This is a genomic window from Pseudomonas sp. AC239, from assembly GCF_979258545.1.
The window spans coordinates 2,013,135-2,034,115 of sequence record NZ_OZ409864.1; the positions used below are offsets into that span (position 1 = coordinate 2,013,135).

The 20,981-nt window shown below is 60.2% G+C and carries 22 protein-coding genes; 8 read left to right on the forward strand and 14 right to left on the reverse strand.

What is annotated here, in order from left to right; translation table 11 throughout:
• The first annotated feature begins 253 nt into the window (after positions 1 to 253).
• On the forward strand, positions 254 to 904 hold the full coding sequence (locus tag ACZ0AZ_RS09355) for a hypothetical protein (protein ID WP_007911722.1): 651 nt from the start codon (positions 254 to 256) through the stop codon (positions 902 to 904).
• 136 nt (positions 905 to 1,040) lie between these two features.
• On the opposite strand, the gene ACZ0AZ_RS09360 is transcribed toward ACZ0AZ_RS09355, so the two are convergent.
• The 3 genes from ACZ0AZ_RS09360 to ACZ0AZ_RS09370 all read right to left on the reverse strand — a co-directional run bounded on the left by ACZ0AZ_RS09360 (position 1,041) and on the right by ACZ0AZ_RS09370 (position 4,682).
• Positions 1,041 to 2,567 (reverse strand): SulP family inorganic anion transporter, encoded by a 1,527-nt coding sequence (locus ACZ0AZ_RS09360; RefSeq protein WP_039757107.1) that lies wholly within the window; start codon positions 2,565 to 2,567, stop codon positions 1,041 to 1,043.
• A gap of 90 nt (positions 2,568 to 2,657) precedes the next feature.
• Complete coding sequence (locus tag ACZ0AZ_RS09365; RefSeq protein ID WP_039757106.1) at positions 2,658 to 3,386, reverse strand: carbonic anhydrase; 729 nt, start codon at positions 3,384 to 3,386, stop codon at positions 2,658 to 2,660.
• A 237-nt stretch (positions 3,387 to 3,623) separates the two neighbouring features.
• Positions 3,624 to 4,682: a PA0069 family radical SAM protein gene (locus tag ACZ0AZ_RS09370; RefSeq protein ID WP_129998070.1), complete on the reverse strand. Its 1,059-nt coding sequence runs from the start codon at positions 4,680 to 4,682 to the stop codon at positions 3,624 to 3,626.
• A gap of 235 nt (positions 4,683 to 4,917) precedes the next feature.
• Between ACZ0AZ_RS09370 and ACZ0AZ_RS09375 the strand changes: the two genes are divergently transcribed.
• The gene (locus tag ACZ0AZ_RS09375; protein WP_039757104.1) at positions 4,918 to 5,220 is read left to right on the forward strand and encodes a hypothetical protein; all 303 of its coding nucleotides are present in this window, start codon (positions 4,918 to 4,920) and stop codon (positions 5,218 to 5,220) included.
• A 70-nt stretch (positions 5,221 to 5,290) separates the two neighbouring features.
• Here the strand turns inward: ACZ0AZ_RS09375 and ACZ0AZ_RS09380 are convergent, their stop codons facing one another.
• From ACZ0AZ_RS09380 to ACZ0AZ_RS09390, 3 genes are read right to left on the reverse strand one after another with little or no spacing between them, the layout of a single operon-like run.
• A complete protein-coding gene (locus ACZ0AZ_RS09380; RefSeq protein ID WP_039757103.1) occupies positions 5,291 to 6,592 on the reverse strand; it encodes a c-type cytochrome in 1,302 nt (433 codons plus the stop codon).
• Positions 6,593 to 6,604: 12 nt separating this feature from the next.
• Positions 6,605 to 8,389, reverse strand: coding sequence for a GMC family oxidoreductase (locus ACZ0AZ_RS09385; protein ID WP_129998071.1), 1,785 nt, complete (start codon positions 8,387 to 8,389; stop codon positions 6,605 to 6,607).
• 2 nt (positions 8,390 to 8,391) lie between these two features.
• Positions 8,392 to 9,138, reverse strand: coding sequence for a gluconate 2-dehydrogenase subunit 3 family protein (locus ACZ0AZ_RS09390; protein WP_039757101.1), 747 nt, complete (start codon positions 9,136 to 9,138; stop codon positions 8,392 to 8,394).
• Positions 9,139 to 9,417: 279 nt separating this feature from the next.
• On the opposite strand from ACZ0AZ_RS09390, the gene ACZ0AZ_RS09395 reads away from it, so the two are divergent.
• Positions 9,418 to 10,065: a phosphatase domain-containing protein gene (locus ACZ0AZ_RS09395; RefSeq protein ID WP_039757100.1), complete on the forward strand. Its 648-nt coding sequence runs from the start codon at positions 9,418 to 9,420 to the stop codon at positions 10,063 to 10,065.
• Between the two features lie 5 nt (positions 10,066 to 10,070).
• On the opposite strand, the gene ACZ0AZ_RS09400 is transcribed toward ACZ0AZ_RS09395, so the two are convergent.
• The 3 genes from ACZ0AZ_RS09400 to prlC form a co-directional block, all read right to left on the reverse strand.
• Positions 10,071 to 12,098 carry a M3 family metallopeptidase gene (locus ACZ0AZ_RS09400; RefSeq protein WP_463537260.1) on the reverse strand — a complete coding sequence of 676 codons (2,028 nt, stop codon included), beginning with the start codon at positions 12,096 to 12,098 and terminating at the stop codon, positions 10,071 to 10,073.
• 113 nt (positions 12,099 to 12,211) lie between these two features.
• Positions 12,212 to 12,502: a YheV family putative zinc ribbon protein gene (locus ACZ0AZ_RS09405; protein ID WP_039757098.1), complete on the reverse strand. Its 291-nt coding sequence runs from the start codon at positions 12,500 to 12,502 to the stop codon at positions 12,212 to 12,214.
• The gene (gene prlC, locus ACZ0AZ_RS09410) at positions 12,499 to 14,550 is read right to left on the reverse strand and encodes an oligopeptidase A (protein ID WP_110599962.1); all 2,052 of its coding nucleotides are present in this window, start codon (positions 14,548 to 14,550) and stop codon (positions 12,499 to 12,501) included. Before prlC ends, ACZ0AZ_RS09405 begins: the two co-directional genes overlap by 4 nt.
• 89 nt (positions 14,551 to 14,639) lie before the next feature.
• Here prlC and ACZ0AZ_RS09415 point away from each other — a divergent pair, with 89 nt between their 5' ends.
• Both ACZ0AZ_RS09415 and ACZ0AZ_RS09420 read left to right on the forward strand, forming a co-directional pair.
• Positions 14,640 to 15,185: a gamma carbonic anhydrase family protein gene (locus tag ACZ0AZ_RS09415; protein ID WP_125917040.1), complete on the forward strand. Its 546-nt coding sequence runs from the start codon at positions 14,640 to 14,642 to the stop codon at positions 15,183 to 15,185.
• A 28-nt stretch (positions 15,186 to 15,213) separates the two neighbouring features.
• On the forward strand, positions 15,214 to 15,864 hold the full coding sequence (locus ACZ0AZ_RS09420) for an HAD family hydrolase (RefSeq protein ID WP_463537261.1): 651 nt from the start codon (positions 15,214 to 15,216) through the stop codon (positions 15,862 to 15,864).
• Positions 15,865 to 15,963: 99 nt separating this feature from the next.
• Here the strand turns inward: ACZ0AZ_RS09420 and ACZ0AZ_RS09425 are convergent, their stop codons facing one another.
• Entirely contained in the window at positions 15,964 to 17,055 is a 1,092-nt protein-coding gene (locus tag ACZ0AZ_RS09425; protein WP_463537262.1) for an aminopeptidase, read from the reverse strand.
• A gap of 58 nt (positions 17,056 to 17,113) precedes the next feature.
• Between ACZ0AZ_RS09425 and ACZ0AZ_RS09430 the strand changes: the two genes are divergently transcribed.
• Both ACZ0AZ_RS09430 and ACZ0AZ_RS09435 read left to right on the forward strand, forming a co-directional pair.
• Positions 17,114 to 17,536 carry a PA0061/PA0062 family lipoprotein gene (locus tag ACZ0AZ_RS09430; protein ID WP_016772311.1) on the forward strand — a complete coding sequence of 141 codons (423 nt, stop codon included), beginning with the start codon at positions 17,114 to 17,116 and terminating at the stop codon, positions 17,534 to 17,536.
• A gap of 40 nt (positions 17,537 to 17,576) precedes the next feature.
• The gene (locus ACZ0AZ_RS09435) at positions 17,577 to 17,996 is read left to right on the forward strand and encodes a PA0061/PA0062 family lipoprotein (RefSeq protein WP_310409597.1); all 420 of its coding nucleotides are present in this window, start codon (positions 17,577 to 17,579) and stop codon (positions 17,994 to 17,996) included.
• 4 nt (positions 17,997 to 18,000) lie between these two features.
• Here ACZ0AZ_RS09435 and ACZ0AZ_RS09440 read toward each other — a convergent pair whose 3' ends face one another.
• Together ACZ0AZ_RS09440 and ACZ0AZ_RS09445 are read right to left on the reverse strand one after the other, a co-directional pair.
• Complete coding sequence (locus tag ACZ0AZ_RS09440; protein ID WP_129998077.1) at positions 18,001 to 18,240, reverse strand: DUF1161 domain-containing protein; 240 nt, start codon at positions 18,238 to 18,240, stop codon at positions 18,001 to 18,003.
• A 241-nt stretch (positions 18,241 to 18,481) separates the two neighbouring features.
• The gene (locus ACZ0AZ_RS09445) at positions 18,482 to 18,913 is read right to left on the reverse strand and encodes an OsmC family protein (RefSeq protein ID WP_016772308.1); all 432 of its coding nucleotides are present in this window, start codon (positions 18,911 to 18,913) and stop codon (positions 18,482 to 18,484) included.
• A gap of 240 nt (positions 18,914 to 19,153) precedes the next feature.
• Here ACZ0AZ_RS09445 and ACZ0AZ_RS09450 point away from each other — a divergent pair, with 240 nt between their 5' ends.
• The gene (locus ACZ0AZ_RS09450) at positions 19,154 to 20,155 is read left to right on the forward strand and encodes an LLM class flavin-dependent oxidoreductase (protein ID WP_463537263.1); all 1,002 of its coding nucleotides are present in this window, start codon (positions 19,154 to 19,156) and stop codon (positions 20,153 to 20,155) included.
• Between the two features lie 250 nt (positions 20,156 to 20,405).
• Here the strand turns inward: ACZ0AZ_RS09450 and ACZ0AZ_RS09455 are convergent, their stop codons facing one another.
• Positions 20,406 to 20,630: a DUF1161 domain-containing protein gene (locus ACZ0AZ_RS09455; RefSeq protein WP_016772306.1), complete on the reverse strand. Its 225-nt coding sequence runs from the start codon at positions 20,628 to 20,630 to the stop codon at positions 20,406 to 20,408.
• 129 nt (positions 20,631 to 20,759) lie between these two features.
• Positions 20,760 to 20,975 (reverse strand): dodecin, encoded by a 216-nt coding sequence (locus ACZ0AZ_RS09460; protein WP_039757080.1) that lies wholly within the window; start codon positions 20,973 to 20,975, stop codon positions 20,760 to 20,762.
• Positions 20,976 to 20,981: the final 6 nt, after the last annotated feature.

The following is a 20,981-nucleotide window of genomic DNA, read 5'->3' on the forward strand; positions in this document are numbered from 1 at the left end:
CATCAGCTAACTCCATTCATTGGCGAGTATAGACAGCGCCCGGGAAATGCAACTGGCGCACGTAAATGAGCTGAAACAACCGCCGCTTGCGTTCAAGTGCCCGAATGGAGAAGGATGCAGACGAGTGGTGGCAAATGGATATAACGCAGCTGCATCAAGGATGAAATAATTATGACAAATGCGTCTTAGCGTTTTTCGTAAGCCAGCTAAGTTATGTCTTCCCTATTTCATTGCCTTGTTTCCTGGAGTTTTCATGAACACCGCCGCATTGCGCGAGCAGATCCAAAAAGCCCAACAGCACGAAAAAGACACCGGCCTGCTGACCCGTCAGCTGGAAAGCAAGCTGCCTCACCTGCACCCGGCGATCCAGTTGCCGGAAGCCGACGCCAATGGTGTGCTGACACGTTTTGTCGCCGCCTACATTGATGAAGTACCTGACCTGCTGGATGCAGCCAATGAAGTCGCCAGGGAAGCGGGCATCGAATCGCAGATCAAACCGGTACTGAAAATCGCCGAGCAGTATTTCCTCCAGCCGCCGGCGATCATGGCCGGGCATGTCGGCCTGGACAGCCTGCTCGACGAGGCCTATCTGGCGCACCGTTTTGTCGAAGAGGTCAACGACCTGTACATCAAGCACTTCGGCCAGCCACTGATCCCCTTGGACATGACGGTCGCCAACCTGATCGCTCACCAATTGATCGGTGAGGAATTTGCCAACCAACTGGACGAAGCGGTGCATCACGCGATCGACGAGATGCTCAACGACGAGAGTTTTGCCCTGGAATCGGTAGAAGCCTACCGCGAAAAACTCAGCAGCCCGGACACCGGCGCGGCGTGGAAACGCTGGCCGTGCATGAGCCGCCGGTTGGGTGTGGGGCTTGAGCTGGATCAGCCTGCCGCCTGATTTTCTTGTGTCATAAATCCAGTGTGGGAGCGAGCCTGCTCGCGAATGCGGTCGATCATTCAACATCTCTGTTGGCTGATACACCGCTTTCGCGAGCAGGCTCGCTCCCACAGGGTTTGCGTTTTGAGGTCGACTTCTAACCCGCCGCACCAATCCCGGTATTGGTCCGCACCCGACCTTCTAGCCTGCGCTTCAACCCACGCGATTCGATCAACAGCTTCGACCCCTTCGCCGCATTCGCCCGGCCCCATTCCTCAAGCAACTCGAGACACGAATGGTCGATGTAGCTCAGGTTGTTCAGCGGCACATGCACTGTGGTGCCGTGGGGAATGCTGCCCAGCACCTGGGTCAGCGCCGGCACTTTGAGGAACGTCGCCGCGCCGACCAGACGCAATTCCATTTCGCCGTCCTGTGGCAGGTCGATCAGGCTGATCTTCAGGCGCGAAGCCTTGAACGCCAGCTTCAACATGGTCAACCCGAAGCCGATCAGCACACCGGTGAGCAGGTCAGTGAAGATGATCGCCAGCGCCGTCGCAGCGTAGGTGAACATCGGCATCCGCCCGTATCGACCCAGACCACGGAAAGCTTTCAAGTCGACCAGTTTGAAACCGGTGTACACCAGCACACCCGCCAGACTCGCCACCGGAATGCTTTGCAGCACGCTCGACAGCAACAGCACGAATGCCAGCAGCCACAGACCATGGAAAATCGTCGAGTAACGCGTGGTCGCACCGGCCTGAACGTTGGCCGAACTACGCACGATCACCCCAGTCATCGGCAGCGCGCCGACCAGGCCGCAGAGCATGTTGCCGACACCTTGTGCCGACAGCTCTCGGTCGAAATCCGAACGCACACCGCTGTGCATGCGGTCCACCGCTGCGGCGGACAACAGGGTTTCGGCGCTGGCAATAAACGCCACGGCGAACGCAGCAATCAGCAGCGTCGGGTCGGCCAGGCTCATCAGGTCGGCAGGTTTGAGCCAATCGATCGCCTCGGCCAGATTCGCCGGCACCTCCACGCGCTTGACCTGCAACGCCAGCATCAGGCTCGCCACCGTCGCCAGGCCCACACCGAGCAATGCGCCGGGAATGAAGCGCAGCGAATGCGGGCGGAATTTTTCCCAGAGCCACATTACCGCAATCGTCGACAAGCCGAGCAGACCCGCCTGCCAGCCGAACGACGGCAAGGCTTGCGCTACGGCCGAGGGGAACGCCGTTAGGTTGTCGAGCCCTGAAGGCTGCGGCTTGGCATCGAGCATCACATGGATTTGCGAGAGCACGATCAACACGCCAATGCCCGCGAGCATGCCGTACACCACCGCTGGCGCCGTGACGCGAAACCAGCAGCCAAGCTTCAGGCGCCCGGCGACCAGTTGCAGAAAACCGGCAAGTAGCAGAATCGGCCCGAGCATCTCCATGCCATGCTGGCGCACCAGTTCGAACACCAACACCGCCAGCCCCGCCGCCGGTCCGCTGACCTGCAACGGCGAACCCGCCAGCCAACCGACCACCAGACCACCGATGATACCGGTGATCAGACCCTTGGCCGGCGGCAGCCCTGACGCAATCGCGATGCCCATGCACAGTGGCAGGGCGACCAGAAACACAACCACGGAAGCGAGCAGCTCCCGTGGCAACACAGCTTTCAATTGAGCCGCACGCATGGCGATTCTCCCGAAGTTTTCTTCAGGCGTGGCGAGGCCGGGCCGCTGAATCAGCGGCCGGCGTCATACCACACAGATTGTTGGGAAGATTTAGAAGCGCGCTTTGGGCGTCGCCACAGGAATCGGATGGCTGCCGTCGAGAGGCAGGAAACGACCCTGGTCCGCGTCGTAAGCTTTGATTTCGCTGGTTTCGATGTTGTAGACCCAGCCATGGATGAACAGATGACCGTTCGCCATGCGCGAGGCTACCGAAGGATGGGTACGCAAGTGCTGCAGCTGGGCGATGACGTTTTCCTCGGTGAGGATCGGCATGCTTTCTTTTTCGTCGGTGCAGTTGCAGTTGTCGTGCACCATGGTTTTTGCGACTTCAGCGTGGCGCAGCCAGGCTTTGACCGTGGGCATTTTTTCCAGGCTGTCGGGGTTGAGTACCGCACGCATGGCGCCGCAATCGGAGTGGCCGCAAATGATGATGTGTTGCACGCCCAGCGCCAGTACCGCGTACTCGATCGCGGTGGAGACGCCGCCGTTCATCTGACCGTAGGGCGGCACCACGTTGCCGACATTACGGGTGACGAACAGATCGCCCGGCGAGCTCTGGGTAATCAGCTCGGGAACGATGCGCGAGTCGGCACAGGTGATGAACATCGCCTTGGGCGCCTGGGCGGTGGCGAGCTTCTTGAACAGTTCTTCCTGCTGCGGAAAAACGTCATGATGAAAGCGTAAAAAGCCATCAACGATCTGTCGCAGTGCTGCATCGGCGGATTCCGCTTCAGGGGTTTGCGCCGAGGCAGCCAACGACTGTTTATCCTTGTCACTCATGATTCATCCTCTTGTGCGGATTCAGGGAGTCTTCCCCGGTATTCCGGTATGAAGCCAGTGGCTGTTTAAACCATCCGGGTCATCCCGACCCGTCAGTCACTCGATGAACAAGGTAGCCGCCGAAACTTAACTGAAACTGAATCAAACGCTCTAGAACGTGTGTTCCAGGTCACAAAAAACGTGACCGGCGTGTTTCGGCGGAAGGATTCCAACCCGTCAACCCAAAGCCAATTGTCGCTAAATCAACGACATCTGGCGACCCGGCGGACAGAAGGACGTAGAGTCGAGGTTATAGCCCTCGCGTTTGTTCAGACCAAGCTTTTTGATGGCCTTGGCAAATCTTTGTGCGAGCAGGTCGGCAAACGGCCCCTCACCACGCATCCGCGCGCCGAAACGGCTGTCGTAGAGTTCGCCGCCGCGACTCTGGCGGACCAGGCTCAGCACATGGGCGGCACGCTGAGGATAGTGCGCCTGCAACCACTCCTCGAACAGGGGCGCGACTTCCAGCGGCAGGCGCAGCATCATGTAGGCAGCGCTTTGCGCACCGGCAGCGTGGGCCTCGGAAAGCAGGCTTTCGATTTCGCTGTCATTGATCATCGGAATCATCGGCGAACACAGCACGCCGACCGGAATGCCTGCTTCGCGCATCACCCGGATGGCGCGCAGGCGTGCCTTGGGTGCAGCGGCGCGCGGTTCGAGGATGCGTTTGAGTTCGTCGTCCAGGGTGGTCAGGCTGATCATCACCGACACCAGCCGTTGCTGCGCCAGTTCGGTGAGCAAATCGAGATCGCGCAGAATCAGCGAGCCTTTGGTGACGATGGTCACCGGATGGCGATAGCGCAGCAGCACTTCCAGCGTCTGTCGGGTGATTGTGTATTCGCGCTCGATCGGCTGATACGGGTCGGTGTTGGAGCCCAGATTGATCGGCGCGCATTGATAGCCGGGTTTGCTCAGCTGTTCTTCCAGGACCTGGGCCGCATTGGTCTTGGCGATCAGCCGGGTTTCGAAGTCAAGGCCCGGCGACATGTCCCAGTAGGCGTGGCTGGGTCGTGCGTAGCAATAGATGCAGCCGTGTTCGCAGCCGCGATAGGGATTGAGCGAACGGTCGAAGGGCAGATCCGGCGAGGTGTTGCGGCTGATGATCGATTTGGCCTTTTCGATGATCACTTCGGTGTTTTGCGTTTGCGGTACTTCCTGACACCAGCCATCGTCCTCGGCCACCGAACGGCTCGGCGCAAAGCGGTTGTGCGGGTTGGTTGCGGTGCCGCGACCGCGGGGCGGAACTTGGATGATCATCGAACGAGCCTCGCTTCTGTATATGCATACAGTATCCGAGGGCGCGCGCTGTGATCCAGTACCGTTCAGCGATGCTTTGCCAATAGTGATACCGCACAGCGTTTCACTGACCAATTTTTATCAGGTCACGACAAGTCAGGATACAGATGCCTAATTGCTGAACTCAGGTCCCCTATATAGGCTCTGGAACTACCGGCGACAGACTCCGGGCAACTAATTAAAAGGAATTGATTGAATGTCTTATTTGAATCAACGCGGTGTTTTTCTGCAAATGATGCAGCCGAGTATCACCGACTCCAACACTATTGTTTCGCTGCAACTGGCACGCAAGGAGCTGGGCTGGAATGCAGAGCAGCAGCTGTCGACCGAAGCACTGGTCGATTCGATTTACGTTGTGGCGGTATCGGCTGACAAGGGCAAAACGTTCACCATTCGCACTGACAAGAAAGATGTCGATGGCGACGGCGATATTGATAGCGATGACAAGGCAAAGTTGATCGCACTGGCCAAAGCTTATGTGGCCATCATTAATCCGTAAGCAGAAGTAGTTGCCAGAAATATATTAATAAAAGCCCCCTGCATGCTTACATCATGCAGGGGGCTTGTTTTTATTGATGTTGGGTAACCTGGCCGAGATCATCTCCGGAGGTGTTTTGCATATCTTCGCTGCGCAGATGCGCAACGTCTTTGGCACTGACCGGCGCGCCCTGGTTACCCCAGCTGCCCCGAATGAAGCTCACCACATCCGCGACTTCCTGATCCGACAGGCGCCAGGCGAAACCGGGCATGGTGAAGGTCGACGGCGCGGTGTGCGTGGCCGGCAAGGTTCCGCCCTTGAGCACGATATGAATCAGCGAGGTCGGATCGTCCGTTTGCAGCACTGGATTGCCCGCCAGCGCCGGGAACACGCGGGTGTAGCCATGGCCGTCGGTGCGGTGGCAGGCCGCGCAGTTGTCGATGTACACCGACGCGCCGCGTTGGCTGTCATCACCGTTCCACAGCTCTTTGGCAACTTTCTCGTCGTACTGATGCGGCTGATCCGCCGGATCATTGGCCGGTAGCGATTTGAGATAGCGGGCAATCGCGGTGAGGTCGGCGTCGCTCATGTACTGCATGCTGTGGGTCACCACATCACTCATGCCGCCGAACACCGCACTGCGATCACTGCGCCCGGTCTTGAGGAACTGCACCAATTGCTCTTCGCTCCAGCTGCCGAGGCCATCCTTGTGATCGCCGCGCAGGCTCTTGGCGATCCAGCCTTCCAGCGGTGCGCTGCCGGCGAGGAATTCGCTGCCGTCCGCTGCGCTCAGGGATTTTTCCTGCATGGTCAGCGCGCGCGGGGTGTGACAGGCGCCGCAGTGGCCGAGGCCTTCAACCAGATACGCGCCGCGATCAATCACCGGATCGTCCGACGTGGTCTGGTAATCCTCGACCTTCGGCGCGAACAGCCAGCGCCAGCCCATCAGCGGCCAGCGCATGCTCAACGGCCACGGGATATCGCTGGCCTTGTTCGCCTGCGCCACCGGTTCGACGCCATGCATGAAATACGCATACAGCGCCTGCATGTCGGCCTGGTTGACCCGCGCGTAGGACGGATACGGCATCGCCGGGTAAAGCGTGCTGCCGTTTTTGGCCACACCATGACGCACGGCCTGATCGAAGTCTTCGAAGCTGTAATCGCCAAGGCCGGTCTTATCCGGGGTGATATTGGTCGAGTAGATCGTGCCGATCGGCGTTTCCATCGGTAGGCCGCCGGCGAACGGCTTGCCGCCCTTGGCCGTGTGGCAGGCCACGCAGTCGCCGGCGCGGGCCAGGTATTCGCCGTGCTTGATCAGATTTTGATCAACGTTGGCCGCATAGACTGCCGTGCTGCCGAGCAGGGCGAGGGTGGCGATAACGAGAGTTTTCATGGTCATCGCTCCTTAAGCCTGAACCAGCGGGCCGGGGTTTTTCAGATATTGCTCGCGGATCGCTTTCGCCGACCAGTAGGTCAGCGCCGCCACCAGACCGGTCGGGTTATAACCCAGGCCCTGCGGGAACGCCGAGGCGCCCGGGACGAACACGTTATGCACGTCCCAGCTCTGCAAATAGCGGTTCAGCGCGCTGGTCTTCGGATCGGTGCCCATGATCGCGCCACCGTTGAGGTGGGTGGTCTGGTACGAGGCGGTGTTGAAGTGGTCGCCGACTTGCTTGCCGATCACCGCAATGGCTTTCGGGCCCATGGCTTGGGCGATCTTGCCCATCTTCTCGACCATGAAGCGGTTCATCTTGATGTCGTTTTCCTGCCAGTCGAAGGTCATGCGCAGCAGCGGCAGGCCGTAGGCATCGCGGTACACCGGATCGAGATCGAGGTAGTTGCCACGGTAGGACTGGTGCGCGCCGTGGGCGTCCATCGACACCTGATGGGTGTAGTAATCGGCGGTGGCGCGTTTCCACGCACTGCCCCACGCCGGTGTGCCGGGCGGGTTCGAGGTGCCGGCAATCGGTCGGCTGCCAGCCTGGTTGACCCACATCGGCGAGCCGCCGACGAAGCCGTGCGGGCCATGATCGAAGTTGTCGGCGTTGAAATCGTCCACCGCCACGCCGTTGCCGCCAGCGCCGATGAAGTTGTTGGTGTGGGTGTCCTTGTCGAAGAACGCCTTGATGGTGGCCATGTTCTGGTAGGCGAAGTTACGCCCGACCACGCCTTCGCCGCTGATCGGGTCGTAGGGTTTGCCGATCCCGGACAGCAGCATCAGACGCACGTTGTGCAACTGGAATGCGCCGAGGATCACCAGATCCGCCGGCTGCTCGATCTCGCGGCCCTGGCCGTCGATATAAGTGACGCCGGTGGCTTTGCTTTTCGTGCTGTCGAGATTGACCCGCAGCACATGGGAGTTGGGGCGCAGTTCGAAATTCGGCAGGGGCTTGAGCGCCGGCAGAATGTTCACGTTCGGTGAGGCCTTGGAATACATGTAGCAGACGTAGCCGCTGCAGAAACCGCAAAAGTTGCACGGACCCATCTGGGCGCCGTAGGGATTGGTGTACGGCCCCGAAGTATTGGCCGAAGGCAGGTTGTAGGGTTTGTAACCGACTTCTGTAGCCGCTTTGCCGAACAGCTGTGCGGATACGGTGTTCTTCTGCGCTTGAAGCGGGAACGGGTTGGAGCGATCCGGCGCGTATGGGTTGCCGCCCTTGCCCTGACCGACCAATTGGCCTTTCACCGTCCAGGCCTGGCCGGAGGTGCCGAAGACTTTTTCCGCGAAGTCGAAAAACGGTTCCAGCTCTTCATAGCTGACGCCGAAATCCTGGATGGTCATGTCCTTGGGGATGAAGCTCTTGCCATAGCGTTCTTCGTAATGGCTGCGCATACGCAATTCGATCGGGTCGACACGAAAGTGCACGCCAGACCAATGCAGCCCGGCGCCGCCGACGCCATTACCCGGCAGGAACGCGCCCAGTTGGCGGTTGGGCAGGGCGATGTCGTTGACGCTGTGGCGAATGGTCACCGTCTCTTTGGAGATGTCCTGAAAGAGTTTCTTGCGCACGCTGTAGGTGAGTTCGTCGATCACCTGCGGATAGTTGCCGTCGGGGTAGGTGTCCTGCATCGGCCCGCGTTCCAGCGCCAGCACGTTGAGACCCGCCTCGGTGAGTTCCTTGGCCATGATCGCGCCGGTCCAGCCAAAACCGACGATGACTGCATCAACCTTCTTCATTACCGTTGCCATGCTTACGCCCTCTCGCCGCGAATCGACACTGCCGGGAAGGGGTATTGCTCGTTGCGTTCCACCCAATCCATGAAATCGGCGCGGGCGCCGGGGAAACCGATCATGGTCCAGCCGACCATGCCTTTGTTGCCACCGTGGATCGGGTCGCAGAAGAAACCTTCCTTGGTGTTTTGCAGCAGCAGATTGAAGAAGATCTTCGCTGGCACCGCAGCGAACTGCGGCTTGCCGGCTTCAAGTTGCCTGAGCAAATCGTCTCGGGTAGCGCTGTCTTGCTCGGCAAATGTTTTACCGCTGAGACCTTTTACCCACTGATCCGTGGCGGCGATGCCGAGGCGATAGATGTCTTTGGGCACCAGTTTGCTCTGCCAGCCCATCTCCGGCGCAGCGTCGGCATTGAACGGGCCTTGCATGTACCACAGCGCGCCGGCGGCGTACGGGGTGTTCATCTGCCGGTCGATGTATTCCGGCACACCGGCTTCGAGCGCGCCGGGGCCTTGCGCATCGTTGGGGATCAACTGCGCGACGGCGGCGTTGATGAACGCCCATTCTTCAGCGGTGAAAAAGCTCGGCTGATAATCGCCTGCGGTGGCAAGGAGAGGTTTCGGCGCGGCAGGCGCTGGCGCACTTTCAGGGGCGGCTTGCAGCACGCTGCTGCCCAGGCCGGTACCGGCAAGGGTGACCACCGGAATCAGGGTCAGGGATTTGCGCAAGAACTCACGCCGCGGGTTGTCTCGATCTTGATCAGACATGGGGTACCTCATCAGGCATAGAAGTCAGCCGCTTCTGCGAGCAGCTCGAGGAATATTGCGTCGCGGTGACGGGTGTCTGTCCCGGTAAAGGAGCGCCACGTCTGCAACATCATGTGACAAATGGTAGCAGGCTAAGCATCAAGAAAAACCGTTTGCACGGAAAAAAGCCCGGCGAGGCGACGATTCACATTTCTTTGACGGCCGGCTCACGGCGCATTGACCGCCGAACGTCGAAGCTGAGATTCCTTCCATGAAGATTGCCGAAACGGTCAGCCCAGCATGTCTCGAGTGCGCTTTTTCCCCGCTTTGTGTTTTTCGCTTGTCGCGCTGTTGCATGGCATGGCCGCCCGGGCGGCCGACGCAATATCGCCCCGCCCGGCCGATTGGGCGCAGCCGGTCGAGGCGCAGTTCAACCTGTTCCGCATGTCGCCGACCCTGTATCGCAGTGCCCTGCCGAGTCGTGGCGCGGTGCCGTTGCTGAACAGTCTGCATGTCGTCACAGTGATCAACTTCCTGCCTGAAACCGATAGTGACTGGCTGTCCACGCCCGGGGTCAAGCAGGTGCAGTTGCCGTATCGCACCAATCATGTCGACGACAGTGATGTGCTCAAGGCCCTGCGCGCGATTCAGTCCGCTGAAGCTGATGGCCCGGTGCTGATGCACTGCAAGCACGGTTCTGACCGCACCGGACTGATGGCGGCGATGTACCGCGTGGTAGTGCAGGGCTGGAGCAAAGAGCAGGCGCTCAAGGAAATGACCGAGGGCGGTTTTGGTGACAGCCAGCATTTTCACGACAGCGTGCGTTACGTGATGCAAGTCGACGTCGACCGATTGCACGAGGCGCTGGTCAATGGCGAATGCAGCACCAGTGCATTCGCCATGTGCTCGATGAAGAGTTGGTTCGACTCGGCGCACGTCCAGCGTTGATCGGCTCAGTCTGGCAGCGCCGCGAAGAGCTCAGGGTTGATCGGCTGGCCGAGAAAGGCGTGCAGCGCTTCGGGCAGCGATTTCATGTCACCCGAAAGCAGCGTTTCACGCAGATCGCGGCCGGTCTGCTCATTGAACAAGCCTTCGCGTTCGAAGCGTTTGAATGCCTCGCTCGCCAGCACGCCTGACCACTTGTAGGCATACAACGAAGCTTCGTAACCGGTCGCCAGATAGTCGCAGCTGTTGGCGAAGCGGCATTCTGCCGGCAGTTGCAAATGAGGGAACACGCCTTGAACCTCATCGAATACCTGCTGAACGCTGCGCCCGTCGCCCTGACTGCGGTGCAGCTCGAAGTCCAGCAGTGCGCTCATCAGCAGCATTGCCGTGTCTCGACTGCGCTGAGCGCCGAGAGCAAGCAGTGCACGGTTGATCTGCGCTTCGCCAAGACGCTCGCTGGTTTCGTGATGCGTGCCCAGCCAGCGCAGGAATTCCCCTGACCGCGCCCAGTGTTCGAACAGTTGACCGGTAAATTCGGCCGCGTCGCGGCTCAATTGCGATATGCCTGACAGGTTGTAATGAGGCGAGCGCGTCAGCACGTGATGCAGGCAATGCCCGAACTCGTGCAGAAGCACGCGCAGGTCCTGGTGAGAAAGCAGATCGGGGTGGCCGGCAGCGGCAGCGGTGAAATTACTTTGCAGCGAGGCGATCGGCAGTACCGGCCGGCCTTCGGCGGTGATGCGCCGATTGCGCAGCACACCGGTCCAGGCGTAATCGCTGCCAGTGTCACGATGGAATGGGTCGATGTAGATATAGCCGATCGGCTGCCCATGCTCACTGACCTCGAATAATCGAACCTGATCATCGAGGCGTTCGCCCTGCGGGTCCTCAACAAGGGTGATGCCGAACAGATGCTCGCCGAACCGGCACAGGCTGCGCAGAGTGGCATTGAGCGGGAAATACTCGCGAAGGTCATGAAGTGCCCCGTCCAGTTGCTGCAGGCGCAGCTGTTCCGCGAGGAAGTCCTGATCCCACGCCTGCACCTGCTCGATGCCCCACTGGCGGGCGAAGACTCGCAGTTCTGCGGTGTCACGCGCCAGTTGCGCGGCATTGAGCGCGATCTGTTGATGCAGGAAACGGCTGACCTGATCGGTATGCGTGGCCATGCGGTTGTGCAGGCGCAATTGGGCGAAATTGTCGAAGCCCAGCAACTTTGCCTTCGCATGCCGCGAGACCAACAGCCTCGCCAGTACAGGCTCATTGTCGAAGCGCCTGGCCGTGGGCCCCTGATCCGAGGCACGGGTGTAGTAAGCCTTGAAATACTCCTCTCGCAATGCGCGGTTCTGCGCGTGGGTCATGATCTGTTCGAAAGTGTGCTGATTCAGCGTAAGCCGCCAGCCGGAAAGCCCAGCCTGTTTGGCGTTGGCAGCCAGATGCGCTTGCACATCGGGCGTCAGCCCTTCCAGCACGGTCTGATCATCGATGTGTTTGTACCAGGCGGCGTTGGTTGCGGCGAGGTTGGCCAGGAAGCGCTTTTCCTGCAGGTCGATGTCCTCGTTCAACTGCGCCAGCTGTGCTCGCTGCGCTGCTGGCAACTCAGTGCCGGCCAGACGAAATCTGCGCAGGATTTTCGCCAGCGAGGTTTTGCGCGAATCACTGAAGCTGGCGGCAATCGAGCTCTTTGCCAACCGCTGACAGGTTTCGAGCAACCCCCGATGACTGCTCCTCGTCGCGCTGAATCGTGCTGCGGCATTGCTGCTCAGTGCGCTCTGCAGTAACCAGTCGGCATCGTCGGAGTGGATCACCGTCAGGAACTCGATGATCGCCATGGTTTCCGCCAGGCGCGCGTCGGCTTCATCAATGGCAATTACCACGTCGTCCCAGTTGGGATGATCGACCTGAGTGGCGATGACGTTGTCGATAATCAGCTGGTTGTCGGCAACGATGTACTCGACAGCCGGCAACAAATGCTCGGCGCGTACCGCCGACCAGGGCGGCAACTGCCAGTGTTGCAGGAGAGGATTGATGTCAGGCATGGCGTCTTCCGTGAGAGAGGGCTGGATTGACCAGCCTAATCAGGAAGCGCAGGGGCGCGGTGGTAGATAGTTACCGCCGCCTGCCGACGGTCATCGGCAGGCGGCGGTAATTGTCACTGCTGCTCGTCGGGCTTTTTCTTCAACTTGGGGTTGGGGAAGAACTGCACGGCCTGGACCGTTTTGTCGGCGGCAGGCTTGAGCGCGCTGGTATTGACCCGCGTGCCCAGCTCTTTAGGCACCGACAACCCCTGCTCGTTGAGGGTGTCGGAGTAACCGCAGGCCACGCATTCGCGGTGTGGCACGCCGTCCTCGTTCCACATCATCAACTTGTCCGGCTCGCTGCACGCCGGGCAGACTGCCCCGGCGATGAAGCGCTTCTTGGTGATCACAGGGCCTTCGCTCATGCTGCCGCGTCCTCGCTCAGGCCGCTGTGGCGCAGCAGCGCGTCGATCGACGGCTCACGACCACGGAAGTCGACGAACAGCACCATCGGCGCCTGCGAGCCGCCGCGCGCCAGAATCGCCTCGCGGAACGCACGACCGGTGTCAGCGTTAAGCACGCCGTCCTCTTCAAATTTCGAGAAAGCATCGGCGGACAATACTTCGGCCCACTTGTAGCTGTAGTAACCCGCCGCGTAACCACCAGCGAAGATGTGCGCAAAGCTGTTAGGGAAGCGGTTGTAAGCCGGCGGACGCATCACCGACACCTCGTCACGCACGCCCTCGAGCACTTGCGCCACGCTGCGGCCATCGCCATGGGTGGCATGCAGTTCGAAGTCGAACAGCGAAAACTCCAGCTGACGCACCATCATCAGGCCGGACTGGAAGTTCTTCGCCGCGAGCATTTTTTCCAGCAGGTCCTGCGGCAGTGGCTCGCCGGTCTCGTAGTGGCCGGAGATCAGCGCCAGGCCTTCCGGCTCCCAGCACCAGTTTTCCATGAACTGGCTCGGCAGCTCGACCGCGTCCCACGCTACGCCGTTGATGCCGGAGACGCCAGCGTGTTCGACGCGGGTCAGCAGGTGGTGCAGGCCATGGCCGAACTCGTGGAACAGGGTGGTCACTTCATCGTGGGTCAGCAGCGCAGGCTTGCCGCTGTCGGCCGGGGTGAAGTTGCACACCAGATTGGCGACTGGGCTTTGCAGCACGCCGTCGACGGTGCGGCGACGGTCGCGGGCGCCGTCCATCCACGCGCCGCCACGCTTGTTGGCGCGGGCATACAGGTCGAAGAAGAAGCGGCCGACGTGCTGGCCGTTTTCCTTGATCTCGAACAGGCGTACGTCGGGGTGCCAGGTGTCGAAGCCTTTCTGCTCGGCGATCTCGATGCCGTACAAACGCTGGACAATGGCGAACAGGCCGCTGAGGACTTTATCGATCGGGAAGTAGGCGCGCAGGGTTTCCTGAGCGACGCTGTAGCGTTGCTCGCGGAGTTTTTCGCCGTAGAAACCACTGTCCCAGCTTTGCAGATCGGCGCAGCCCTGTTCGGCGGCGTAAGCGCGCAGCTGTTGCAGATCCTGCGCGGCGAACGGCTTGCTGCGCTGGGCCAGATCACGCAGGAAGCTCAGTACCTGATCGCTGGATTCGGCCATTTTCGTCGCCAGGCTCAGCTCGGCGAAACTGGCGAAACCCAGCAGTCGGGCCAGTTCCTGACGCAGGTCGAGGATCTCTTCCATCACCGGGCCGTTGTCGTTCTGGCCGGCATTCGGGCCTTGATCCGAGGCGCGGGTGCAGTAGGCGGCGTAGACTTCTTCGCGCAGCGCACGGTCTTGCGCGTAGGTCATCACCGCGTAGTAGCTGGGGAATTCCAGGGTGATCAACCAGCCATCCAGACCTTTGGCCTGCGCGGCGGCAGCCATCTGCGCCTTGGCCGAATCGGTCAGGCCGGCGAGGGCGGCTTCGTCGGTAATGTGCTTGGTCCAGGCCTGCGTAGCGTCGAGCAATTGGTTGGAGAAGCGGCTGCCGAGCTCGGACAATTTGCTCTGAACTTCGGCGTAACGCTTCTGCTCGGCTTCCGGCAGGTCGATACCCGACAGGCGGAAATCGCGCAGGGCGTGTTCCAGAATGGTTTTTTGCGCGACGTCGAAATTGGCAGCTTCCGGACTGTTGGCCAGCGCTTCATACGCCTGGAACAGTTCGCGGTTCTGGCCCATTTCGGTGGAGTAGGCGCTCAGGGCCGGCAGGCACGACTCGTAGGCTTCACGCAGTTCGGCGCTGTTGCACACGGCGTTAAGATGGCTGACCGGGCTCCAGGCCGCACCGAGACGATCGTTGAGTTCGTCCATCGCCAGAACCAGACCGGCCCAGGTCGGGTTCTTGCCCTGGGTCTTGAGAATTTCGGCGATGGCGGCGCGGTTGTCCGCGAGGATGGTTTCGATGGCGGGCAGGACGTGTTCGGCACGGATCGTGGAGAACGGCGGCAGGTCGTAGGACTGCAAAAGAGGGTTGTTCACGCTCACGGTTGGCACCTTGGCTGGAAGAAACATGCGCCCATCTTAATTACAATCGACACTCACCGCAGCTATCGGCGACAGAGAGAGAACTAATCGTGTCCCTTCGCAAATACCAGAATCACACCCCCCGTCTGAGCAACGGCGCATTCGTCGACGGTTCGGCGGTGGTGATCGGCGACGTCGAAATTGGCACAGACAGCTCGGTCTGGCCGCTGACGGTGATCCGTGGCGACATGCACCGCATCCGCATCGGTGCGCGCACCAGCGTGCAGGATGGCTGCGTGCTGCACATCACCCACGCCGGCCCATTCAACCCGGACGGTTTTCCATTGCTGATCGGCGATGACGTGACCATCGCCCACAAGGTCATGCTGCACGGCTGCACCGTTGGCAGCCGCGTATTGATCGGCATGGGCAGCATCGTCATGGACGGCGCCGTGGTGGAAGACGATGTGATCATCGGCGCCGGCAGCCTGGTGCCGCCGGGCAAGCGCCTGCAGAGCGGCTTCCTGTATGTCGGCAGCCCGGTCAAGCAAGTGCGCCCGCTGACCGATAAGGAAAACGCCTTCTTTACGTACAGCGCGGCGAACTACGTCAAGCTCAAGGACCTGCATCTGGCCGAAGGCTACGACCAGCTCTGAATTGCCCTACACCAGCTCAGGAACTCTCATGCATTACCAGACCGTACTGTTCGACCTCGATGGCACCCTGACCGACCCGCGTGAGGGCATCACCCGCTCAATTCAATTTGCCTTGGCCAATCTCGGCATCGACGAACCGGACCTGAGCAAACTGGAACACTTCATCGGCCCGCCGCTGCTGCAAGCGTTCATGCAGTTCTACGACTTCGACGAGGCCAGGGCCTGGGAAGCGGTGAATTTCTATCGCGAGCGCTTCAAGGTCACCGGCCTCTATGAGAATCGGGTGTTCGACGGGGTCACGCCGTTGCTGGAGACCTTGAGCGGGCAGGGGCGGCAGTTGTACATCGCCACGTCCAAACCTTGGGTGTTCGCCCGCGAGATCGCCCGACACTTCGACTTCGCCCGGCATTTCAAAGTGATCTACGGCAGCGAACTGGACGGTACGCGCACCAACAAGGTTGAGCTGATTGCGCACCTGCTTGAGGAAGAACGCCTCGACCCGGCCCAGACCCTGATGATCGGCGATCGCAAGCACGACCTGATCGGCGCCCGCAGCAATGGCCTGGACGCAGCGGCGGTGGGCTATGGGTTTGGCAGTTTCGAGGAGTTGAATGCCGAGGCGCCGGCTTATCACTTTGAAACCTTGGATGCGTTGCATCAGGCGTTTTTGCAGCGCTGATCAGATGGCTATCGCTGGCAAGCCAGCTCCCACAGGTTAGCGATATCTTCAGGCTCACCGCTGCCCTGTGGGAGCTGGCTTGCCAGCGATGAGGCCCGTTCAGCCGCTGGAGGACTCAGGAATGGCCAAGGCCCTCAAAGCCGCCTTGCGCTCATCAACCGGCAATCGTCCCAACCGCTCAACCTCGGCATAAAACCTCGGCCAATCCCCACCCACCTGCCGGAACACGGCCGCGAACGCCGGCACCCACTGGTCATACAGCCCGAACGGCAACAGTCGCGCGTTGTTCAGCGGCGCGTTGACCCAGGCGTCATAGCGCTTGTCCCCGGCCCACTGACTGTCGCGCATGACCTGATACTCCCGGCGCAAGCGCTCGAACTCCGCCGCTTTGCGCTCTCGCATCTGCTCGACCGGCAGTGGCTGCGCATACAGCTTCTCCAGTCGAGAACGCGTGGCGAGTACCAGTTCGATGAACTGGTCACGCTGCTTGAGCCTGGCATCCGACTCCGCCGGCAAGCCGCGAAACGCCCGCCAATCCCGCGTCCCTTCCTGCTCGACAAACGTGGCAAATGACTCGTTGAACTCGGTGTCGTCCTTTACATAGAACTTCTGGTGCGCCAGCTCATGAAAAATCAGCGTGGCCAGTCGTTCGTCGCCCCAGCCCATCATCGAATTGAGGATCGGGTCATTGAACCAGCCAAGCGTCGAGTACGCCTCGACCCCGCCGATCGACACGTCCATGCCCTGCAAGCGCTGAAGCGCCGCTTCGCCACGGGCGGCGCTCTGGCTGTAGTAGCCGCGATAGGCCACGCAGCCGGCAATCGGGAAGCAGTGATTCTGCGGCGTGAGGGAAAACTCTGTGGTGGCGAACACGTTCCACACCACGAACGGCCGGCCAAGGTCGGCGTACAGGCGATAGCTTCGGTTGTCCGGCAGGTGCAGATGCTCGCTGGCGAACGCGCGGGCCTTTTGTGATTGAGCCAGATGCGCGCGCAATTTGGCATCGCGGCTTGGGTCGGCAATGACTTGCTCGACCGGCTCCCGCGCGCCCAGCAACTGCAATTGTCCGCTGGCCAACTGGCTGTAATAGCTGACGCTGGCGCAACCGTTGAGCAACAAAAACAACACACCCGGAAACAAAATCGGAAAAACGCGATCAAGTAACCCAAGGCTGGAATACGGCCTGATCAAAATAAGAAATTCCCCGGAAAGTCTGCCCCAAGACTATCCCGCCTCAAGGAGCACCGCTATGCGCATGTTGATGCTGACAGGAGGCCTGCTGACGCTGGCCGGTTGTGCCGGATTCGGAATGCCCGACCCCGACCCTTCGCAAGCCTGGATCGATCTCGACGCCCGGCAACACGACACGGCACTGCAAGCCGTGCAAGTCGATGCCACACAGGCTGTCGACAAACGATATTTCGAAGTGCAGCCCGGCAGCCATGAGCTGAAGGTGCGCTATCAGTTTCCGGTCGAAGCCACCAACATCGGCCCGACTGCCGAACCGCTGTGGCGCGATTGCCAGTTGAGCGTGAAATTCAAGGATTTCAACGCCGGCCAGCGCTATCAGTTGCAGGCGGGCAGCATCGGCTTCCGGCCTTGGGCCAAGCTTTATGACGAACAGCGCAAGGTCGTCGGTCAGGGTACGCCGGCGGGCTGTCAGAGCAGTTGATCGGCGCTATGCTGGCTGTTAAAACCTGCGGATATCCACCATGCGTACCTTGCTGCTGTTGTTCGTTGTCGGTCTCGTCGCCGGTTGCCAGACGCCATTGCCACCGGTTGACCCGCACATGGCCTGGGTCGACTTCTCAACGCCAAGCCCCGGCGGCAAGTTGCTGATGGCCGAGCGCCTCGACAACCAGCGCTTGAACGACGGGCGCTTCTTCCAGGTGACGCCCGGCAGCCACGAGCTGCGGGTGCGTTTCGACTTCGAAGTGTTTGGCGGCGGTGGCAGTCTGCTCACCGGCCCGGTCGAGCGTTTGTGTTATCTGACGATCCGCTACGACCACTTCGAAGCCGGCCAGCGCTATCTGCTGGAAGGACGTTCGTTGGCATTCACGCCGAGCGCGCGTTTGTACAATGCCAAACGCGAAATCGTTGCTGAAGACCGCGAGTTCAACTGCATCATCTAGCGCTTCAGCTGTCGTTTTTCTGGTAGATGATCCGCTTGGTGCCGTTCTCGCAAGAACCGACGATCATGGCTGAGTCGTGCTGCTTCGCCTCTTCGGCCGTGATGATTTCCAGTGTGTACGAGGGAATGGCCTTCGCCTGGATCTTGATCTCGATCTCCTTTCTAAGCTCCTCACATTTTTTGGGGGCTGCGATAGCGGACGTGGCCAGTGCACTGCAAAGGATCGCCAAGCCAATACGTTTCATCGATGAAGCTCCTTGAGGCAGCGCGCACGGGGGTGCGCTGAAGCTGCTGTCGATTATTCGACCACAATTCTGCAGAGCGGGTTCTGACTTTGCTCACACCTTGTATTAATTGCCGGCTGCTGAGCAGGTTTCGAGACTGCCTTCGCGAGCAAGCTCGCTCCCACACTGGATCTGCGACGTGCACAAATCCCCTGTGGGAGCGAGCCCTGCTCGCGAAGGCGTCAGCCCGGCAAACGCCGAATCAGCTGACCAGCGAAGCCTCAAGCGTGATCTTCGCATTCAGCACCTTGGAAACCGGGCACCCTTCCTTGGCCTTGTTGCTCAGCTCTTCAAACTGCTGCTGAGTTGCGCCCGGGATTTTCGCCTTGAGAATCAGCTTCACCGCAGTGATCGCGAAGCCGCCGTCAACCTGATCGAGGGTGACTTCGGCGTTGGTGTCGATGCTGTCTGCCTTTAGGCCGGCATCGCCGAGAATCATCGAAAACGCCATGGAGAAGCAGCCGGCGTGGGCCGCGCCGATCAATTCTTCCGGGTTGGTGCCTTTGCCGCCTTCAAAGCGCGCCTTGAAGCCGTACGGCGCTTCGCGCAGTACGCCGGTTTCGGTGGAGATCGAGCCGAGACCGGTTTTCAGATCGCCTTCCCAATGCGCCGATGCCTTTTTCACGATAGCCATGTCTGCCTCCTCAAATATGGCGCGGAACGCCGCGCCGTCGCGGTTTTTACTAGCAAGGCTTCTGAGGATAGACGGCGGAACAAAGTTCAGCCTGGCTGAATCGTTGACTTTTTTAGTAGGAAATTTCGTCGCTGCTATTGAATCTCGGGTATATGCCCTCATTCCATAAAACACGCTTATGGATTGGGCAGGTTTTCGTTCGCAAGAAAAACCTGCCTCCCCACCCGGAGATGCAGGTTCATGAAAAAACTGTCCGACGTTAAATTTTCCACCCTCGACCTGGTGCCGGTGCGCGAAAACGGCAGCGCGGCGCAATCGCTGCGCAACTCGCTGGATCTGGCGCAGCATGCCGAGAAATTCGGCTACACGCGCTTCTGGGTCGCCGAACACCACAACATGGACGGCATCGCCAGTTCGGCCACTTCGGTGTTGCTCGGCTATCTGGCCGGAGGCACGTCGACGATCCGCGTCGGTTCCGGCGGGGTGATGCTGCCCAACCATGCGCCGCTGGTGATTGCCGAGCAGTTCGGCACCCTCGAGAGCCTGTACCCGGGACGCATCGACTTGGGTCTGGGCCGCGCGCCCGGCTCTGACCAGATGACCGCCCGCGCCTTGCGCCGTGAGCGCTCGGGCAGCGCTGACGACTTCCCTGAAGACGTTGCCGAATTGATGCGCTACCTCGGCCCGCGCACGCCGGGACAACGGGTGATCGCCATGCCCGGCACCGGCACCAACGTGCCGATCTGGCTGCTCGGTTCAAGCCTGTTCAGCGCGCAATTGGCGGGTGAGCGCGGCTTGCCTTACGCCTTTGCCTCGCACTTCGCGCCGCGCTTCATGCACGAGGCGATTCGCATCTACCGTAACCACTTCAAGCCGTCGGCGGTGCTCGACAAGCCGTACGTAATGCTCGGCGTGCCGCTGGTGGCAGCGGATACCGACGAGCAGGCCGATTACCTGGCGACGTCGGTGTACCAGCGCATTCTTGCGCTGATGCGTGGCCAGAGCCTGGTGCAGCGTCCGCCGGTGAAAACCATGGACGGTCTGTGGCTGCCCCATGAACGTGAGGCGGTGGGCGATTTTCTCGGCCTCGCCATGGTCGGCGGCCCGCAGAAGATCCGCGCCAGGCTTGAAGTGCTCATCGAGCAGACCCAGGCGGACGAGCTGATTTTCACCAGTGATCTTTACGAACACGCCGATCGCATCCATTCCTATGAGCTGCTCGCACAAGTCATGAAAGGCTGAAAAACCCCTCACCCTAACCCTCTACCAGAGGGAGAGGGGACTGACCAAGGGATTCCTGCGAATTACACCGACCTGAAATATCCAGTCGAACTCAAGATTGGAATCTTCCCGGATCTGCTCCCTTTCCCCCTCGCCCCCTTGGGGGGAGAGGGCTGGGGTGATGGGGGGCGATTTCAAACCGTCCCAAATTCCAAGTACTGGACACAAAAAAGCCGACGCATCGACGTCGGCTTTTGTATTTCAGGCGCAATCAACCGCGCTTGTAGACGATTTCCTTGCTGCCGCCTTCGCAGCTGCCGACGACATCGCCGTCAGCCGCTGCACCCTTGTCGACAACCTCCAGCGAATAACCGGAAACGCCCTTGGCGTCGAGTTTCGCTGCGATTTCGCTTTTCAGCTCTTCACAAGGTTTGCCGGCTGCAAATGCACCACCCGCAAGGCTCAACAAACCTACTGCCAACATGAACTTCTTCATCGGTCGCACTCCCTGGTCGGATTGAAAGAGGCGGGCATCGAGTCATCCACCCGATGCGCTCACCTTGTAGCGCTTTGCCATTCCCTATGGCACTCGGCCAGCGCGCAAGTTCAGAAGACTAGCTCAAACTCAGCTGGCGACAATCTTGAAGCCGACTTTCAGCGTTACCTGAAAATGCGCCACTTGGCCGTTTTCGATGTGGCCGCGGGTTTCAGTCACTTCAAACCATTCCAGATTGCGCAGGGTCTTGTTGGCCTCGGCCAGGGCATTGTTGATGGCGTCTTCGATGCTGGTGGTGGACGAACCGACCAGTTCGACTTTCTTGTACGTGTGATGGTCACTCATGGCGAT

Coding starts and splice junctions, on each gene's coding strand:
- ACZ0AZ_RS09435 (WP_310409597.1), top strand. CDS start 17,577: ATGCGTACCTTGCTGCTGTTGTTCGTTGTCGGTCTCGTCGCCGGTTGC.
- ACZ0AZ_RS09420 (WP_463537261.1), top strand. CDS start 15,214: ATGCATTACCAGACCGTACTGTTCGACCTCGATGGCACCCTGACCGAC.
- ACZ0AZ_RS09405 (WP_039757098.1), bottom strand. CDS start 12,502: ATGAGCGAAGGCCCTGTGATCACCAAGAAGCGCTTCATCGCCGGGGCA.
- ACZ0AZ_RS09380 (WP_039757103.1), bottom strand. CDS start 6,592: ATGAAAACTCTCGTTATCGCCACCCTCGCCCTGCTCGGCAGCACGGCA.
- ACZ0AZ_RS09460 (WP_039757080.1), bottom strand. CDS start 20,975: ATGAGTGACCATCACACGTACAAGAAAGTCGAACTGGTCGGTTCGTCC.
- ACZ0AZ_RS09365 (WP_039757106.1), bottom strand. CDS start 3,386: ATGAGTGACAAGGATAAACAGTCGTTGGCTGCCTCGGCGCAAACCCCT.
- ACZ0AZ_RS09375 (WP_039757104.1), top strand. CDS start 4,918: ATGTCTTATTTGAATCAACGCGGTGTTTTTCTGCAAATGATGCAGCCG.
- ACZ0AZ_RS09455 (WP_016772306.1), bottom strand. CDS start 20,630: ATGAAGAAGTTCATGTTGGCAGTAGGTTTGTTGAGCCTTGCGGGTGGT.
- ACZ0AZ_RS09360 (WP_039757107.1), bottom strand. CDS start 2,567: ATGCGTGCGGCTCAATTGAAAGCTGTGTTGCCACGGGAGCTGCTCGCT.
- ACZ0AZ_RS09400 (WP_463537260.1), bottom strand. CDS start 12,098: ATGCCTGACATCAATCCTCTCCTGCAACACTGGCAGTTGCCGCCCTGG.
- ACZ0AZ_RS09390 (WP_039757101.1), bottom strand. CDS start 9,138: ATGTCTGATCAAGATCGAGACAACCCGCGGCGTGAGTTCTTGCGCAAA.
- ACZ0AZ_RS09395 (WP_039757100.1), top strand. CDS start 9,418: ATGTCTCGAGTGCGCTTTTTCCCCGCTTTGTGTTTTTCGCTTGTCGCG.
- ACZ0AZ_RS09385 (WP_129998071.1), bottom strand. CDS start 8,389: ATGGCAACGGTAATGAAGAAGGTTGATGCAGTCATCGTCGGTTTTGGC.
- ACZ0AZ_RS09445 (WP_016772308.1), bottom strand. CDS start 18,913: ATGGCTATCGTGAAAAAGGCATCGGCGCATTGGGAAGGCGATCTGAAA.
- ACZ0AZ_RS09370 (WP_129998070.1), bottom strand. CDS start 4,682: ATGATCATCCAAGTTCCGCCCCGCGGTCGCGGCACCGCAACCAACCCG.
- ACZ0AZ_RS09450 (WP_463537263.1), top strand. CDS start 19,154: ATGAAAAAACTGTCCGACGTTAAATTTTCCACCCTCGACCTGGTGCCG.
- ACZ0AZ_RS09355 (WP_007911722.1), top strand. CDS start 254: ATGAACACCGCCGCATTGCGCGAGCAGATCCAAAAAGCCCAACAGCAC.
- ACZ0AZ_RS09430 (WP_016772311.1), top strand. CDS start 17,114: ATGCGCATGTTGATGCTGACAGGAGGCCTGCTGACGCTGGCCGGTTGT.
- ACZ0AZ_RS09440 (WP_129998077.1), bottom strand. CDS start 18,240: ATGAAACGTATTGGCTTGGCGATCCTTTGCAGTGCACTGGCCACGTCC.